The sequence below is a fragment of the Vibrio sp. 704 genome (genome assembly GCF_033339295.1).
In genome coordinates, this window is sequence record NZ_JAWOUH010000003.1 from 458101 (window position 1) to 475103 (window position 17003).

The window sequence follows — 17003 nt, forward strand, 5'->3', positions numbered from 1 at the left end:
AATCAAATGTTAAAATTTGATTAATAACCACTCTCCTGCAGTCTTCATCGGAACAATTACTCAATTAAATGAGTAAAGGTTAGTTAATGATGCTGGTCATCATTAACGTGTGAACTCTATCATGTTTTTGGTCCATTTCAACACCCTATGTCAATTTATTTTCAATGAAATAACCTCATCAATTTTCATGAAGGTATGTTTGCCAATCTTTTTGTGCGAGTCACGGCATAAATAAAATTTATTGGGTTAGGGAATGGAACCCAAAAACACTTCAGAACGATAAATGTGTTTCGACCGTTACGACATAAGTTATTCAATTAAGGACACAAAATTGATTAAAATCGGAGCACTTATTTTAAAATCTACGCTAAGTTGACCTTATGGTACGTATAAATGGGTTACAATGAATCTTTGTGAAACAGTCTACGGACCTAGGCAGTTTTTCATGAGTGGACAAGGAGGCGGTATGACCAGATTATTAGCCATTGCGGTGTTGATTGCAGTAGCATTTGTGCTGTTTCGTTATCGAACCAATGAAAAAGTCCAAAAAGCGACCGTTATAACATTAATTGGCGCATTTCTGATTTATACAGCATCAATTATGTTTGCGGAATTGATCCGCTAGCAAAGTAAAAGAGTCCTTGGAGTAGTATACGGTGAGTTCTCAGAACAAAATGGAAGAGCAAGACGACGTAGTTGTCATTGAAGAGCGTGACAAACGTACGCATATCTATATCGCAATCGCTGCGGTGTTAGGCTTGGCATTTGGTGGCCTTGTTGGATCGGTTGTCACTGCGAACAAGTGGGAATCGACTTACCACGTATTAGAAGAAAAGTATCAAGCACTAACGCAAGATAAAACCCAGTTGGCATCTCAAGTAAAAGTGCGTGAAGAGGCGCTTGACCAAGAGATACAAAACCAAGTTAGTGAGTTACTCGCCGCGAAAGATGAAGCTCATCAGAAAGCACTTAAGAAGTTGCAAAAGCAATTGACTGAGGTCGAGAAGGTTAACTTGTCACTAGAGTCTCAATTGAAGCAGCAGGCAGATAAGATCAACACGACGAAGTCAGAAAATGAGAAGTTGAGTCGTCAAGCGGATATGCAAGCGACTATGTTTGAGCGGTCCCGCGAAGTATTCCAGAAAGAGCTAAAAATTTCGCAAGAATTAGAGTCTCTCGAGAAAGAACGGTCGAAATTATTACCTAAGATTGAGAAACTCAAGAAAGAGTGTGACGTATTTTTAGAAGGCAAATCTTGGGACGTGAAGTCGGACGCGTGTGATAAACATGACGAAGCTAATTCACGACTAAGTCAGGTCGATCAAATGATTGAAGTCTATAAAATGGACCTCAAACAAATCAAAGCAATAACGGAAGATATCGGCCTTTAAGTCTTTTGTATCCGATTTTTGAAAAGCAAAAGGAGCTCTTTAAGAGCTCCTTTTTCGTTGTTAGCTATGACTTTAAGGCTGCTCGTATATTAGATTCGTGAGGCGTCATAGCCTGAGGCGAGCAGGAGCTCTCGTTCGTGTTTAATCAGCTGAGCTCGATCTTCAATTAGTTCATTGAGTGCTTGAGATGGCTTACCTGCTAATGCTTTGAACGAATCAAAAGATTCCGCGGTGTCGATTTTATCAATCATCTGACTGATGACATTACGAGCCTCACACGGGTTACTCGTCGTTGTAAAGTATTCTACTTGCTTTGCTGCCGATTTCATCTCAGTTAATAGCTCAAGCGGGCTACTTTCTTTGGCTACTGCCATGTAGTTATCCAGCACGCGCTTTGCATAAAGCAGTTCTTTGAGGGGGATATCTCTTCCGCTCTCGATTAGGGATTCGCTAAGGATCATACTTGAGCTCATGGGCATTCCTTCTTATTACTACGCCGCTTTTGATGTTTCCTTGAGTCTAATTTATTGAAGTCACATTGGGAATGGGTAAAAAGCATTTTTAACGCATTTTTATTCATTTATGAAAACACGAATGCGATGCTTATCTGGATCGATAGCCATAAAATTTAACCCATACACTGATGTCGCTGGTGGTTGAACAAACTCAACACCTAGGTCTTTCCAGCGCTTGTAAATGCGCTCTAGCATATGACTATTGGGCACCGATAAAGACAACTCGGTGCCACCACCTCTAATTCCGCTGTAGGGTGAAAGATTATCTCTTTGCTTGAGTGTCAACGTTAAGCCTTCGGTCAGTGGAATAGCGGCGAAGGTTGGAGACAACTGCGTGACTTTGCGTTCGAACAGTTTCGAATAAAAAACTTGGCTTATGTGGATGTCCTCAACGTAGAGAACGAATGAATTGATAGTCAGCATGGTTTGTTCCTTAATCAATTAGAAATAGTAGGGGCAATCTAACGGAAAGGAACGACAGGAGTTGTCAGTAGAACATTCTCGAAGGTAAGTGACAGAATAAGAAAAAGGAGCCGTTTAGCTCCTTTTTATCAGCGGAATCATTGGTATTAATGAGTGTGTTTGGAAGAATACCAGTTGTTTTGATACGCTTTAGATGCAAATAATGCGTTTGCTTTTGCACGCTCGATAATAGATTCGTCCACCTCTAGCGGCTTCATGGTTTGGTCTTTAAAGTCGTACGCCAGGGTCGATATCTTTTCACCAGGGGAAAGCACAACGAGATTGTCGCGCGTTAAATAACCAAAGTTTTTGTCGTATTGCATCATTGCGCGTTCATCTTCGCGAGCCAGTGGCTTCGTTAAATCACGACCAATCATCGGTGTTTTAGCATCTACCCCAATCAGAGATAACAGTGTAGGCGGCATGTCTATGTTGTTTGCTATGCGGTCATCTTTACGTGGTTGAATGCCTTTACCAAGGATCAATGCTGGAATGTGAAAGTGCTTAACTGGAACAAGGTTAGCGCCAGAAACACGTGCATCATGATCTGCAATTACAATGAAAATGGTATCATCCCAATAAGATGACTTTTTCGCCTTTTCAAAGAAAGTGCCCAAAGCGTAATCGGAATATTTAACGGCGTTGTTACGCGTCATATATTCTGAATCGTATGGCTCAATTTTGCCTTTTGGATACTCATAAGGGCTATGATTACTTGACGTAAAAACTAAGCTAAAAAAAGGTTTGTCGCTTTTTGAAAGGCGTTCAAACTCTTCGTTTGCTTTGTTATATAGATCTTCATCACTAACACCCCAAGAGCCAACAAAGCTTGGGTTGTTATAATCGTCTTCTTCTACTATTTGATCAAAACCGTTACCAAAGAAGAAAGTTTTCATGTTGTCAAAGTTGGCTTCACCGCCGTAAATAAATTGCGTGTGATAGCCTTGAGCTTTCAGTAAGTCCGCGATAGTAAAGAAACCCGTTTGGCTTTTACTCAGCTTCACTACAGCGCGAGAGGGAGATGGAGGAAAGCCCGTGGTTACGGCTTCAATTCCACGAACAGAACGAGTACCAGTGGCGTACATTTGTGTGAACTGCCAACCTTCCTTCATGAGTTCATCAAGGTTTGGTGTTAGAGGCAAACCGCCCAAATCACCGACAAATTGGGCGCCTAAGCTTTCTTGTAGCAAAATCACTAAGTTTTTATGTTTACCCTGGTAAGTCGCGGGGTTACTGTTCATGGTTGGGAGTAATGAAGGGGTGAAGTCGGACTTTGTTGATGAAGTGCGAACTAATTCCAACATCTTTTGAGTGTCCATTTTTCCGTAGAACTGCTCAGCACTCTTTTCTGACTTCATGCTATTAACCGCAAACAACAATGAGTAAGATGAGTTCAGTGCTAAGTCGTTAAGCAGTGGATCGTTAGAAAAGGCGACCATAGCAGGATTTAGCGGGCGGTGACCTAAAGATGAGCGAGCACCTGCAACCCCAAAAAGAACAACGAAAAGTGCCAATAGTGGTCGCCATTTCCAGTTGACCTGCTGCGCCTTATCGGTCAGTTTCTTACTCCACTTCCAACCTAAAGTGATGGTTAAAACTGTACCTAACGCACCAATAAACAGTTCTAATTTGTAGCCAGTCCAGAGCATACTCAAGACTTCTTTTGGGTAGATTAAGTATTCCACAAACAGGCGGTTTGGACGTAGGTCGTATTCCTGAATGAATGGCGCTGTTGCGAGCTCCATGTATACAAGCACCCAAAGCCCTAAAACCATCCATATGCGTAATATTCGCTTCCAACACTCTCCCATCTTACCGGTTAATGGCATGAAGGTTGAAAACAGTGCTGGAAGAATAAATAACCAGCAAAGCGTTGCAATATCTACGCGCAAACCTTGACCTAGGATGTAAATTAAGTCGTTTAGAGAGTCAATACGGTCAATCTGCCAAAAAGCTAGCAAAACTCTTGAGATAGACAGAAATAGAAGCGAAAACAAAGAAAAGGCAGCAATTGGCTGCAAAGGCCCCCACACAGAGCTCCTTGATAAGTTTTTCATATTTATTCGAATAGTTTAATTGTTATGTTATGTTGTGTTGTTTTTAGCAAAGCAAGCGTGAAATAAACGTGAATTATAATGTGGGTTTATGGTCGAGTAGTGTAAGTGTTGGTATGTCTATGTAAGGGGGAGGGGCGTTTGTGTAAAAAAAGAGCCAGTTGATAACACCAACTGGCTCTAGAGGTTGATAAAGGCATGATTACATTGCGGCTTTCTTCGCTTCTTCGACCCATGCGTCGAACTTTTTCTGGTTCGCTTTGATCCAGCCATTTACATGAGACTCGATGTCCGCTGAGCTGTTCTTACCTTGGCTCATCATCATATTCTGAGCACTAACATCATTGATATTTAGTTTGATGATTTCAAACAGCTTTGCAGCAGCAGGGTTGTTTTCTGTAAACTCTTTATTAGCAACGATGCGCATAGAGTTCATCTCGAAGCCGTAGTTCTTACCGTTCTCTAGTGTCGTATCAATGTCCTTACGCTCACCAGGAAGTGAAGAGAATGGCACTTCTAACCACACAACATCTTTCCCTGGAACTAAAACGCCACTTACCCAGTACGGTGTCCAAGTGTAGTAAAGAATCGGATCGCCTTTTTTGTAACGTGAGATTGTATCAGCGATAATCGCCGCGTAGTTACCTTGGTTGTGTGTTACTGTGTCACGAAGTTTGAAAGCATCCAACTGATGTTCAACAACCATTTCACAACCCCAACCTGGGTTGCAGCCAGTTAAGTCCGCTTTGCCATCGCCGTTTGCATCGAATAGCTTCGCCAATTTTGGATCTTTTAACTGACCAATGTTCGTGATGTTATATTTTTCCGCGGTTTTCTTATCGATCAAATAACCTTGCGCAGCACCACTTACGTATTGGCCTTTACGGAAGAACTTATCATCACCGCCAGACATCGTGTACTTATCGGCGTGAAGAGGGAACCAACCAACCGCTAAGAAAGTAGCATCACCTTTAGCAATAGAGGTGTAGCCTACGTTGTAGTCCACTTCTTTGGTCGGTTTAACATCGTAACCAAGCTCTTCAAGTGCGCGGTTTACGATCAACGTTTGAAATGTTTCTTCTGCAACGGTTGATTGAACAGGCTGAACAGTGACACCTTCACCCGGTAGTTCACTTGCCACACCATAAGTTGAAAATGCGATAGTACTTAGAGCTCCAACAGAGAGCGCTTTCTTCCATGAATTATTCATTGATGTTTCTCCTAAGTTTTAGATCGTCTTGGTTCGTCTTTGTTTTCAGTTTTAATAGGTATGAAACAGGACCTGTGTGATACCAGCGAAGTTTAGTGTTGCCCGCATTAACCCCTAACACCTGGGTGATACGGTCTAACAAAATCGCAAGAATAACGATGCCTAAGCCACCAACGGCAGCAAGACCCATATCAAGTCGGCCAATACCACGAAGTACCATTTGGCCTAAGCCGCCAACAGCAATCATTGAAGCAATCACTACCATAGAAAGTGACAGCATTAAGGTTTGGTTTACACCTGCCATGATGGTTGGTAACGCCAACGGTAACTGGATGCGATAAAGCATCTGTTTTTTGTTTGCCCCGAAAGAGTGGCCAGCTTCGATAAGCTCTTCAGGTACTTGCTGAATACCCAAAATAGTCAGGCGCACAACGGGAGGCAGGGCGAAAATGATCGTTACTACTACGCCAGGAACGTTACCAATACCAAACAACATAACAATTGGCACAAGGTAAACGAACGCGGGAGTCGTTTGCATTGCATCTAATATTGGCCTAACAAATTTGGCAGCGGTTTGGCTCCTTGCCAACCATATCCCCATTGGTAGCCCTATAAGCAAACAGAAGAAAACGGCGGTTAACACCAGTGCTAGCGTTGTCATCGCTTGTGACCACGCACCAATTAGGCCGATGAAAACAAGGGATACAAGAGTAGAAAAACCAAGTTTTACATTGGAAAACTGCCACGCTAGCAAAAATAAAATGAGTACCATTATAGGCGCAGGTGTAGACACCAAAGCAGTTTCAAACGACGTTAGAATAAAGTCGATTGGAACTCGTATTGCTTGGAAAACAGGTCGACCATGTTCCACCAGCCAGTTCAAACCGGACTCTACCCAGCTATCGAGGGGTAAAACCGCATCTTGGAATGGGTTCATAATATCGAATGGTGCTTGCTCTACAGTTTCTGAGTTGAGCCAATCATTACTTGGCGCGGCCTCTGTACCTTGCGACCAAGGATCATCTTGCGCAGGAGCAGTATTTGACCAGGGATCATTGTTAGTTTGCTCTGAAGACATCGTGTTAATCCTTATCTAGTGTTTGTAGAAGACGTGATTTAGTCACGACACCAAAGTAAGTTCCTTTCTCATCTACGACAGGCACGGCATAAGGAACACCAGCAACCAGACCCAAAATGTCATTAATTGACTGATCAGGCTGAAGAGTAACTTCATCCGGTAATTGAGCACTGGCTAACGAACGGTTTTCTTTATGAGCCAAACGTAGTGAATCAAGAGATACGATGCCGGAATATCGGCTAGATTTATCGACGACAATACCGTAATCACGGTCGTGATCCATCAGAATCTGCATCGCAGAGCCTGGACCGTCATTTTCCGATTTCTTAAAAACAGCCGCTGGCTTCTTGCGCGCGATATCTTTTGCTGTCAAGACACTTGCGATGTTTACGCCGCGGAAAAACGCTTCGACATAATCATTTGCTGGACTGTGTAATATTTCATCAGGTGTACCAACCTGAACAACCTCACCGTTTTGCATGATGGCGATACGGTCGCCAATGCGCATTGCTTCATCCAAATCATGAGAAATGAAGACAATTGTGCGTTTGTCATCGTTCTGTAGACGAATAAGCTCATCTTGCATCTCAGAACGGATCAATGGGTCTAAAGCGGAAAACGCCTCGTCCATTAATAGGATGTCAGGATCACAGGCTAACGCTCTCGCTAAACCAACGCGCTGTTTCATACCACCGGATAATTCGTCAGGGAAAGATTCTGCATAAGGGTCTAAACCCACTCTTTCTAAGGCGGAAAGGGCACTTTTCTGACGCTCATTAACATCGATGCCGGCAAGTTCTAAACCAAAGGCGGCATTTTCAATCACCGTCATGTGTGGCATGAGTGCGAAACTTTGAAACACCATTGAGATATTATTACGACGAACTTCTCGAAGTTCATTCTCGGAGATGTGGGCGATATCTCTTCCTTTGAGATAAACACTACCTTTAGTCGGCTCAATGAGCCGGTTAAGAAGTCGAACAAGGGTGGATTTCCCGGAGCCAGAAAGGCCCATGATTACGAAAATTTCCCCTTCATTTATGGTGAGAGATACATCGTTTACGCCGACTGTTAAACCTGTCTGTTCAAAAATACCGTCTTTATCGACGCCTTTGTCGATAAGCGAGAAGGCTCTATCTGGGTCTTCTCCAAACACTTTATACAGTCCCTTAACTTCCAGTATGGGATCCATGTTATCTGTCCTTTTTCGTGTGTTTATAACTGTTTAACGATTTGTACTCTAATTAATTTTAGTTCAACTTTCAACGAAAGGGGGTTGGTTAACTAGTTCTGCCGTGCATAGAGAATTCGTTGAGCAAGGTATGTTTAATTCTTATTTTTTATATTTAAAACAATTGCTTGTGATGTGTTTTTATCCGCCATAACGTTACCCTGACGTAGGGTTGAATTTATTTTGAATTTTTTTGTACATTTCAACTCAACTCGCTTGCATAGATATAAGCTGTGATAGCTTAGAACTCTACATATAAAAAGGTTAGAGCTCTAATTTTTGGTTAAGGCTTGGTCCTGTGAAATCGGTTAGGTACTGTTATCCTTAGATTTATTTATTGCTTGATTTCACTCAGGGTGATATTTATCGCTGTAGTTTAGGCAACGTATGGAATAAAAAATGGAAGCCGAACAGTTAGAAGTGCTCAATTTCATTAGCCAGTACCCACCTTTTGATGACCTACCTGAAGAGCAGCTTAGAAAAATTGCTCTCAATGCCGAGGTTGCATACTTTCGGCAAGGAACAAAAATTCTTAACTTCGGAGATACGATCCGCGACTTGTATATGGTGAGAAGTGGGGCGGTAGAGATTTATCGACGTAAAGGTGAACTTTACAACAGGATTGATGCTGGTGGACTGTTTGGTCAGATGGGGTTGTTGATGAACAACCGCGTACGTATGCCAGCCAAAGCGATAGAAGACACTCTCGTTTACTGTATTCCGGAAAACATCTTCAATGAACTTTGTGATGAGTTTGAAAACTTTGCGGACTACATGGAACTGGAAGATAGCGCGCGTTTGCGAAGCGCAATATCTAGCCGCTCCGAAAGCAATGACTTTACCACCGCTAAGGCACGTAAAATCTTAGCAAGAGATCCAGTAACTCTGGAGGCAACGGCTTCAATTCAGGAAGCTGCGATACTAATGGCAGAGGAAAATGTCACCTCTCTGCTCATTATTCGCCCGACAGAGGAGCTCACAGAAGAAGATGATGAACAGCTGCTTGGAATATTGACTGATCGCGATCTTTGCATTCGCGTACTAGCTCAAGGTATTGATACCAATATTCCAGTGAGTGAGGTCATGAGTTATGACGTGGTTTCATTGGATTATAACGCCTATGTGTTTGAGGCCATGTTAACCATGTTGCGTTACAACGTGCATCATTTACCAATTTTAAAAGATAAAAAGCCGATAGGAATTATTGGCATGACGGACATCGTTCGTTACGAATCTCAGAACAGCCTATTGCTAGTGAGCTCTATTTTTCAGCAAACCAGTGTCGAGGATCTCAAGCAGGTTTCTGAACAAGTAAAAGACTGTTTCGTAAGAATGGTCAATGAAGATGCCAACGCGCACATGATTGGTCGAGCCATGTCGGTTATAGGCAGTAGTTTCAAACAACGCCTCGCTGAATTAGCTGAGCAAGAGTTCGGCCCAGCGCCCATTCCTTATTGTTTAGTCGCAATGGGTTCAATGGCGAGGGATGAGCAGCTAATTGTAACGGATCAAGATAACGCGCTTATTCTCGATAACAGTTATGACGTTGAGATTCACGGAGAGTACTTTGAAAAGTTTGCTAAATTTGTTTGTGATGGTTTAGCGGCATGCGGCTATGCTTATTGTACTGGAGACATTATGGCTACCAACCCAGAATGGCGAAAAACTCGTGCAGAATGGGAAGAATGCTTTGGAAACTGGATAGACAATCCAACCCCTGAGAGATTGTTAAATAGTAATATCTTTTTTGATCTCCTCGGTGTGCATGGGCGAGTGAAATGGGCGGAGCAATTAAGCAGCTTTATTGTGAGACGAGCGAAAAGAAATAACCGCTTTCTTGCTTGTATGGCGTATAACGCAATACGTAGGACGCCTCCACTGGGCTTTTTCAAAGACTTTGTGATGGAGAAAGATGGTCGTCATCGCAACTCGATTAACTTGAAGCGAAGGGGGACGGCTCCGTTGGCCGATTTAATACGGGTGCATTCTCTGGCAATCGGTTCGCGATCGCAAAACTCTTTCGACCGTTTAGATGACATTAATGATGCTGGCATTTTACCGAAAGGTCGAGGTTTGGATTTAAGGGATGCGATGGAGCTAATCTACATGGTTCGAATTCGTCACCAAGCCCTTGATATAGAAAATGGAGAAGAGCCAGACAACAATATTGAGCCGGAGAACATGTCTGAATTTGAACGTCGAAACTTAAAAGCAGCATTTCAAATTCTAAGTAACGCTCAGAACTTCATTAAGTTTCGATACCAGAGAAGTAGCAAATAATGTGGTTCTCAAAAAAAGTAGAAAAAGAACAGCCGTTGTTGGATACATCCCAGACGCCAGAGTGGTCAATGTTGTTCAAACAACTCGCTAAAGAAGCGAAAGACCAGAGGCTCAAACGCTATTATTCGACACCAATGGTTAATGGGGAAACACCAATTGAACAAGTGCCATTTGTCTCGGTAGACTTTGAGACAACAGGATTGAACTCGGAAGAGGATGTCATTCTCACGATCGGACTTGTGCCGTTTACTATTGATCGTGTTCAATGTAATGGCTCTGCTCATTGGGTCGTTAACCCAAACAGAGAGTTAAACCACGAGTCTGTCATTATTCACGGTATCACTGACTCTGAGGTTAAAAACGCGCCGCAGCTGTCTCAGATCTTGGGTGAAATATTGGATGCGTTGTCAGGCAAAGTGGTTCTCGTTCACTATATGAACATTGAAAGGCAGTTCTTTAATAACGCCTTGCTAAATAGCATCGGAGAGGGGATACAGTTTCCTGTTGTTGATACGTTAGATATTGAGTATGCGATACAGCGCCGTGAATGCAGAGGTTTTATCAATAAGTTGAAAGGTAAGAAACCCGGTTCTGTACGATTAGGGCACGCTCGTGAAAGATATGGCCTCCCTGCTTATCAACCTCACCATGCCCTGACGGATGCGTTAGCAACTGCGGAGCTGTTTCAAGCACAACTGCAGTATCACTTTAATCGAAACATGCCAATATCTTCGGTTTGGCAATAGGCGTTATTTATGGTGAAAACAATAAAATGCAATGAGAGATAGGGGGCTTTAAGATTATGATGGCGGATTGAGTAACCGCTTATAAGAACAATGTTTTATGAACATGTGCTTGGTAGTGATGAAGACGTTTCATTACTCGAACTCCGACGAAAGTAATTTAAACTTGGTCACGTATTTTTAAGGAGATTATCCGTGAGCACCGATAATAACGGTGGCATTCAACGCCCCGATGGAAAAGTAAACGCAATAGATACTGACTATCAAATTGGTCAGGATAACGTTGCGCTAAAGGTAGGCCCATTTGGCCTTGATATTCATAACCGTGTTTTTGCAATTTCTGGCTTAGCAATCGTCATGTTTGTTGTGATAACACTATTATTCCGAGAACAGGTAGAGCCGTTTTTTGCAGACCTACGAGCGGGTTTGTTGCACAATTTAGACTGGTTTTTTCTCGCTTCAGGTAATATTTTTGTCATTGTCTGTGTCGGATTGATCTTCACACCATTAGGCCGTGTACGAATCGGTGGTACTGAAGCAACACCGGATTACTCCTATGCTGGATGGTTGGCAATGCTATTTGCTGCGGGTATGGGCATTGGTCTCGTATTCTTCGGTGTATCAGAACCGATGTCCCATTTTAGTTCTGCGATTGGTGGCGTGAGCGTTGAGAATGGTGTACGTACTGACTGGGCACCGCTAGGTGGTGCAGAGGGCGATGCAACTGCAGCTTCGGCATTAGGGATGGCTGCGACGATTTACCACTGGGCACTTCATCCGTGGTCAATATACGCGCTCTTGGCTCTTGGGCTGGCTATCTTTTCATTTAACAAAGGTTTGCCACTCACCATGCGCTCAATTTTTTACCCTTTGTTTGGTGAGCGTGTATGGGGTTGGACTGGTCATATTATCGATATTCTTGCAGTTGTAGCGACGGTTTTTGGTTTAGCAACATCGTTAGGCTACGGTGCGTCTCAAGCCGCAACGGGTTTGAACTTCCTGTTTGATGTCCCAATGACCAATACCACGCAGGTTATATTGATTATTGGTATTACTGCGCTCGCTTTAATCTCTGTTGTGGCTGGACTCGATAAGGGCGTGAAAATCTTATCTGAAATCAACATGGGTCTTGCAGCGCTGCTATTGCTATTTGTTATTGTTGTTGGCCCGACGATTGCGATTTTAACTGGTTTCTTCGAGAACATCGTTTCCTATGTAGCTAATATCCCTGCCTTATCTATGCCATTTGGACGAGAGGATGTGAATTACTCTCAAGGCTGGACGGCGTTTTACTGGGCGTGGTGGATTTCTTGGTCACCATTTGTGGGTATGTTCATCGCACGTGTGTCTCGCGGTCGTTCGGTTCGTGAGTTTATTATTTGCGTTATTCTTATCCCATCTTCAGTTTGTGTGTTATGGATGACGGCTTTTGGCGGTAACGCAATTAGCCAATACGTTAATGATGGCTACGAGGCGGTGTTTAACGCAGAACTACCTTTAAAACTTTTTGCCATGTTAGATGTTATGCCATTGGCTGAGATAACATCTTTTGTCGGCATTATCTTAGTCGTGGTGTTCTTCATTACCTCTTCTGACTCAGGATCACTGGTTATTGATACTATTGCTGCGGGCGGTAAGGTCGATGCACCAACGCCACAACGCGTGTTCTGGTGTACGTTTGAAGGTTTGGTTGCGATTGCATTGATGTTGGGTGGTGGTCTAGCTGCTGCTCAAGCAATGGCGGTGACGACTGGTTTACCATTTACTATTGTTTTGCTTGTTGCAACGGTATCTTTGATAAAAGGTTTGATGGATGAACCTCGTCCAAAGGCGGTTTCTAAGAAATCAAAATAACTAGTATCAGCAGTTAAATTATTGATAAAAGCGGTATGCGAAAGCATGCCGCTTTTTTTTGGATTTCTATTTTTCTCTGAGAAATGAACAGCATGGAAAACGGTCTTATTCTGGTTATTTTTTGTACTGTGCATTTGGGTGACTATTTAATAAATTAGACCTCAAACTATTTTAACTTTTGGTTAATAGGTTTATTTTTGTGATCTAGATCACAAAAATACCGATAAAAAGGCGGATTATTTGATTTTTAGTCGCGAGGGATGCCCATAATAAAAAGGAAATTTAATTAGACCTCAAAGGATATGTATTTTCACATGATCACATCAGCACCTTGGGTCCTTTATCCAGAGATTGGAGAAGACTCAAGTAAAAAATGGATTTTTCGTGAGCCTAAAATCTCTGATGGTGACGACATTTACAGCTTGATTGCAGACTGTCCTCCATTGGACATGAACTCATCTTATTGCAATTTCCTACAGTCTACGCATTTCAGCAAAACCAGTATTTTGGTTGAGCAAAAAGGCGAAATCGCAGGTTTCATTTCCGGTTATCAGAAACCAGACGAGCAAGACGTTTTATTTGTCTGGCAAGTTGCAGTCTCACCTCGCTTTAGAGGTCATGGTTTAGCATTCCGCATGTTGAAAGAACTTCTCACCCGAGAGGAATTAGGCGGTGTTAAATCGGTAGAAACTACCATCACGGAAGATAATAAAGCCTCTTGGGCACTGTTCAAAAAGTTAGATGCGATGAACGGCAATTCTGGCCAAGTAAGCACATTTTTGGATGAAGAAGCCCACTTTAAAGGCAAACACGATACAGAATATTTGTATCGCATTCCTCTCAAATAATCCTCAAACAATAGGAATTAAAAACGGTCTCATCATGGATATTTTCAAAAAGCAGGAATCCAACGTACGCTCATATTCAAACAATTTCCCGGTCGTTTTTCGTAAAGCGAAAGGCTGCTGGCTAGAAACAGAACAAGGTGAACGATACTTAGACTTCCTTGCTGGAGCGGGATCTCTAAATTACGGCCATAACAATCCAGTACTAAAACAAGCGTTGCTTGAGTACATTGAAATGGACGGTATTACTCACGGTTTGGATATGCACTCAGAAGCGAAAGCATCGTTTCTGGAAGCGTTGGATACTTACATCCTTAAACCAAGAAACTTGGATTACAAGGTTCAGTTTACGGGCCCAACAGGTACTAACGCTGTTGAGGCGGCATTGAAGCTGGCTAAAAAAGTAAAAGGCCGCGACAGCGTCGTTGCGTTTACTAACGGTTTCCATGGTTGTACTGCTGGCGCACTGGCTGCAACGGGTAACCAGCATCACAGACAAGGTAACGGTTCTAGTCTAAGTAACGTCACTCGTATTCCATTTGAAGGTTACGCTGGCGTAGATGGTCTCGCGCTGTTCGAAACCATGCTAAATGATAACTCTGCAGGTATGGATAAACCAGCCGCTGTACTTCTTGAAACTGTGCAGGGTGAAGGTGGTTTAAATGCTGCTTCAAACGAGTGGTTACAACGTTTGAGCAAAATCTGTAAAGCCAATGACATTCTTGTGATTGTCGATGACATTCAAGCAGGTTGCGGACGTACCGGTACTTTCTTTAGTTTCGAGCCGTCTGGTATCCAACCGGATATCGTGACGCTATCGAAGTCGATCGGTGGTTACGGTTTGCCGATGGCTGTCGTATTACTTAAGCCTGAGCTTGACCAGTGGAAGCCAGGCGAGCATAACGGTACGTTCCGTGGCAATAATCACGCCTTTATTACTGCTGCAAAAGCACTAGAAATTTACTGGGCAAACGATGATTTTGAAACACACATCAAGCAGTGTTCAGACAAGGTAAGTGCTGTTATTGACCGTTGTGTTCGTCGCTTTCCACAAATGTTTGTGCAGAAAAAAGGCCGCGGCATGATGGTTGGTATTGAATGTATCAATGGTGATATGGCATCTGAAATTGCGAAAAACTGTTTCGAGAATGGAATGGTGATAGAGACAGCGGGTCCAGACGATGAAGTTGTGAAGTTCTTCTGTCCACTAACCATCAGCGAATCAGAGCTAGATCAAGGACTAAGCATCTTTGAAAATGCAGTAGAGACTATCGCTGCGAAACATTTCAAACAAGCATCTTAATAAGGATTTTAATTATGATCGTCAGAACTCTAGATGAATGCCGCAACAGCGAACGACGTGTTGTTTCGGATAACTGGGAAAGTGTCCGCATGTTGTTGAAAGACGACAACATGGGTTTCTCTTTCCACATCACAACGATTTATGAAGATACAGAAACTCATATTCACTATCAAAACCACCTTGAATCGGTGTTTTGTATGAGTGGTGAAGGTGAGATTGAAGTTGTAGGTGGAGAAACGTACCCAATCAAACCAGGTACATTATACATCCTTGATAAACACGATGAGCACTACTTGAGAGCTTATAAGAATAAAGAAATGGTAATGGCGTGTGTGTTTAACCCACCGATTACTGGCGCTGAAGTGCACGATGAAAACGGTGTTTATCCTCTCGTTGACTAAAAGATGATGGTGGGGTGCTTTGCCACCCCACACTTTACTATCTCTTCTTTTTTCTTTTTAAAGTTACCAATCAAAAAAGGCTTATCATGACATTTACCGTAGAAAAAATCGGCGGTACATCAATGACAGCATTTGATGCTGTTCTCGACAATATTATTCTTCGTCCCAAAACGCCATACAATCGTATTTTTGTCGTATCTGCATACGGTGGTATGACCGATGCGCTGCTCGAGTGTAAAAAAACCAGTAAACCAGGCGTTTATCAGCTTATCGCGAAACGTGACGACAAATGGGAAGAAGCGTTAGCGTACGTTGAAAGCCGTATGTTGCTGACCAATGAAAATATTTTTGCGGACCCAATGAATCGTATCCGTGCGGATAAATTCATTCGCTCCCGCATTGCTGAAGCGAAAAACTGTATCGCGAATATTTTAGAAACCTGTCAGTACGGTCAATTTTCGTTGCGCCAGTACTTGCCTCAAATTCGAGAGTTTCTCTCGTCTATCGGTGAGGCACATAGTGCTTACAACACAGCACTAAAACTAAAAAATATGGGTATTAACGCTAAGTTCGTTGACCTGTCTGGTTGGGATAATCAAGCGCCAAGAAGCCTTGATGAGTCGATCAGTGACGCGTTTGCTGATATCGATGTATCAAAAGAACTGCCAATCGTGACAGGTTATGCTTACTGTAAAGAGGGCCTAATGCATACTTATGACCGAGGTTATAGTGAGATGACATTTAGCCGAATTGCAGCAATAACAAAAGCGGATTTAGCAGTAATTCACAAAGAGTACCACTTGAGCTCAGCAGACCCACGCGTTGTTGGCCCTGAAAAAGTATTACCAATTGGTAGTACAAACTATGACGTAGCAGACCAACTTGCTAACCTTGGCATGGAAGCGATTCACCCAAATGCCGCTGCGGGTTTACGTGAAAGTGGTATTGAGCTACAGATTAAAAATACATTCGAACCTGAACACGAAGGTACTTTGATCTCTTCAAGCTACCGCCCAGAAGAAGACAAAGTCGAGATCATCGCAGGTAAAGAGAAAGTATTTGCACTGCATTTGTTTGACCAAGCAATGGTAGGAAAAGCCGATAACGTTAGTTACGAATTGATGGAAATCATCTCCGATGCTCGTGTAAGTTTGGTTGGTAAAGAGATGAACGCTAACTCTATTACTTACTATCTAGGTGGCAGTACTGATAGCTTAAACAAAGTATTGTATAAAGCCGAGAAACGTTATCCGAATGCCTCGATTAAAGGCCGTATGGTCGCGCTTATCTCAGCCATCGGTTCTCAAATTGATACCAATAAGACGTTGGCGAAAGGTGTGCTTGCATTGATGAATAATGGCGTTACGCCAGTTGCACTGCACTCATCATTGAGAAATGTAAATGTTCAATTTGTTGTCGGTGATAAGGAATACCAGCACGCGATTTGCGCATTGCATGATGAGTTTTTCCAAAGTAGCAGTTTAGCTAAATCGGTTAATGTGGCTTAGTTTATCCACGGTTAAAATACAAAGGAGAGCAGGTTAGCTCTCCTTTTTTTGTTTTCAGCCCTAAACCACCTACTTCAGTAGGTGGTTATCATCCGTTTCGGCTTTGCCTGTAAAACTACTCATGCTAA

The 17003-nt window shown here is 42.7% G+C and carries 15 protein-coding genes; 9 read left to right on the forward strand and 6 right to left on the reverse strand.

The genetic code is table 11. The annotated features are described in order from the left end of the window. Positions 1–466 precede the first annotated feature (466 nt). Positions 467–625, forward strand: coding sequence for a hypothetical protein (locus R7R24_RS08115; RefSeq protein ID WP_005377784.1), 159 nt, complete (start codon positions 467–469; stop codon positions 623–625). A gap of 31 nt (positions 626–656) precedes the next feature. Then, the gene (locus tag R7R24_RS08120; RefSeq protein ID WP_017820934.1) at positions 657–1391 is read left to right on the forward strand and encodes a chromosome segregation ATPase; all 735 of its coding nucleotides are present in this window, start codon (positions 657–659) and stop codon (positions 1389–1391) included. Between the two features lie 89 nt (positions 1392–1480). Here the strand turns inward: R7R24_RS08120 and R7R24_RS08125 are convergent, their stop codons facing one another. The 6 genes from R7R24_RS08125 to proV all read right to left on the reverse strand — a co-directional run bounded on the left by R7R24_RS08125 (position 1481) and on the right by proV (position 7902). Beyond that, on the reverse strand, positions 1481–1864 hold the full coding sequence (locus tag R7R24_RS08125) for a hypothetical protein (RefSeq protein WP_054576467.1): 384 nt from the start codon (positions 1862–1864) through the stop codon (positions 1481–1483). A 99-nt stretch (positions 1865–1963) separates the two neighbouring features. Then, on the reverse strand, positions 1964–2329 hold the full coding sequence (locus R7R24_RS08130; protein WP_005377781.1) for a VOC family protein: 366 nt from the start codon (positions 2327–2329) through the stop codon (positions 1964–1966). A 146-nt stretch (positions 2330–2475) separates the two neighbouring features. Beyond that, positions 2476–4425 (reverse strand): LTA synthase family protein, encoded by a 1950-nt coding sequence (locus R7R24_RS08135; protein ID WP_054577882.1) that lies wholly within the window; start codon positions 4423–4425, stop codon positions 2476–2478. Positions 4426–4624: 199 nt separating this feature from the next. Next, positions 4625–5632 (reverse strand): glycine betaine/L-proline ABC transporter substrate-binding protein ProX, encoded by a 1008-nt coding sequence (gene proX / locus R7R24_RS08140; protein WP_005385703.1) that lies wholly within the window; start codon positions 5630–5632, stop codon positions 4625–4627. After that, positions 5625–6710 (reverse strand): glycine betaine/L-proline ABC transporter permease ProW, encoded by a 1086-nt coding sequence (gene proW, locus R7R24_RS08145; RefSeq protein WP_005377778.1) that lies wholly within the window; start codon positions 6708–6710, stop codon positions 5625–5627. The genes proX and proW overlap by 8 nt, the downstream gene beginning before the upstream one ends. 4 nt (positions 6711–6714) lie before the next feature. Further along, positions 6715–7902 carry a glycine betaine/L-proline ABC transporter ATP-binding protein ProV gene (proV, locus tag R7R24_RS08150; protein WP_054577881.1) on the reverse strand — a complete coding sequence of 396 codons (1188 nt, stop codon included), beginning with the start codon at positions 7900–7902 and terminating at the stop codon, positions 6715–6717. A gap of 438 nt (positions 7903–8340) precedes the next feature. On the opposite strand from proV, the gene R7R24_RS08155 reads away from it, so the two are divergent. The 7 genes from R7R24_RS08155 (at position 8341) to R7R24_RS08185 (ending at position 16875) form a co-directional block, all read left to right on the forward strand. Continuing rightward, positions 8341–10221: a DUF294 nucleotidyltransferase-like domain-containing protein gene (locus R7R24_RS08155; protein WP_005377775.1), complete on the forward strand. Its 1881-nt coding sequence runs from the start codon at positions 8341–8343 to the stop codon at positions 10219–10221. Then, on the forward strand, positions 10221–10967 hold the full coding sequence (locus tag R7R24_RS08160) for a 3'-5' exonuclease (RefSeq protein WP_318119481.1): 747 nt from the start codon (positions 10221–10223) through the stop codon (positions 10965–10967). Before R7R24_RS08155 ends, R7R24_RS08160 begins: the two co-directional genes overlap by 1 nt. 192 nt (positions 10968–11159) lie before the next feature. Continuing rightward, a complete protein-coding gene (locus tag R7R24_RS08165; protein ID WP_005377772.1) occupies positions 11160–12818 on the forward strand; it encodes a BCCT family transporter in 1659 nt (552 codons plus the stop codon). A gap of 314 nt (positions 12819–13132) precedes the next feature. Further along, positions 13133–13666 (forward strand): diaminobutyrate acetyltransferase, encoded by a 534-nt coding sequence (gene ectA, locus R7R24_RS08170; RefSeq protein ID WP_005393379.1) that lies wholly within the window; start codon positions 13133–13135, stop codon positions 13664–13666. 34 nt (positions 13667–13700) lie between these two features. Further along, positions 13701–14966 carry a diaminobutyrate--2-oxoglutarate transaminase gene (ectB, locus tag R7R24_RS08175; protein WP_017820939.1) on the forward strand — a complete coding sequence of 422 codons (1266 nt, stop codon included), beginning with the start codon at positions 13701–13703 and terminating at the stop codon, positions 14964–14966. Positions 14967–14980: 14 nt separating this feature from the next. Then, positions 14981–15367 carry an ectoine synthase gene (locus R7R24_RS08180; protein ID WP_005377769.1) on the forward strand — a complete coding sequence of 129 codons (387 nt, stop codon included), beginning with the start codon at positions 14981–14983 and terminating at the stop codon, positions 15365–15367. Positions 15368–15453: 86 nt separating this feature from the next. Next, a complete protein-coding gene (locus tag R7R24_RS08185; RefSeq protein WP_005377768.1) occupies positions 15454–16875 on the forward strand; it encodes an aspartate kinase in 1422 nt (473 codons plus the stop codon). The last annotated feature ends 128 nt before the right edge of the window (positions 16876–17003 follow it).

Excerpts from the sequence above, each read along its gene's own strand:
- R7R24_RS08115 (WP_005377784.1), top strand. The coding sequence starts at position 467 with ATGACCAGATTATTAGCCATTGCGGTGTTGATTGCAGTAGCATTTGTG.
- R7R24_RS08125 (WP_054576467.1), bottom strand. The coding sequence starts at position 1,864 with ATGAGCTCAAGTATGATCCTTAGCGAATCCCTAATCGAGAGCGGAAGA.
- R7R24_RS08130 (WP_005377781.1), bottom strand. The coding sequence starts at position 2,329 with ATGCTGACTATCAATTCATTCGTTCTCTACGTTGAGGACATCCACATA.
- R7R24_RS08135 (WP_054577882.1), bottom strand. The coding sequence starts at position 4,425 with ATGAAAAACTTATCAAGGAGCTCTGTGTGGGGGCCTTTGCAGCCAATT.
- proX (WP_005385703.1), bottom strand. The coding sequence starts at position 5,632 with ATGAATAATTCATGGAAGAAAGCGCTCTCTGTTGGAGCTCTAAGTACT.
- proW (WP_005377778.1), bottom strand. The coding sequence starts at position 6,710 with ATGTCTTCAGAGCAAACTAACAATGATCCCTGGTCAAATACTGCTCCT.
- proV (WP_054577881.1), bottom strand. The coding sequence starts at position 7,902 with ATGGATCCCATACTGGAAGTTAAGGGACTGTATAAAGTGTTTGGAGAA.
- R7R24_RS08155 (WP_005377775.1), top strand. The coding sequence starts at position 8,341 with ATGGAAGCCGAACAGTTAGAAGTGCTCAATTTCATTAGCCAGTACCCA.
- R7R24_RS08160 (WP_318119481.1), top strand. The coding sequence starts at position 10,221 with ATGTGGTTCTCAAAAAAAGTAGAAAAAGAACAGCCGTTGTTGGATACA.
- ectA (WP_005393379.1), top strand. The coding sequence starts at position 13,133 with ATGATCACATCAGCACCTTGGGTCCTTTATCCAGAGATTGGAGAAGAC.
- ectB (WP_017820939.1), top strand. The coding sequence starts at position 13,701 with ATGGATATTTTCAAAAAGCAGGAATCCAACGTACGCTCATATTCAAAC.
- R7R24_RS08180 (WP_005377769.1), top strand. The coding sequence starts at position 14,981 with ATGATCGTCAGAACTCTAGATGAATGCCGCAACAGCGAACGACGTGTT.
- R7R24_RS08185 (WP_005377768.1), top strand. The coding sequence starts at position 15,454 with ATGACATTTACCGTAGAAAAAATCGGCGGTACATCAATGACAGCATTT.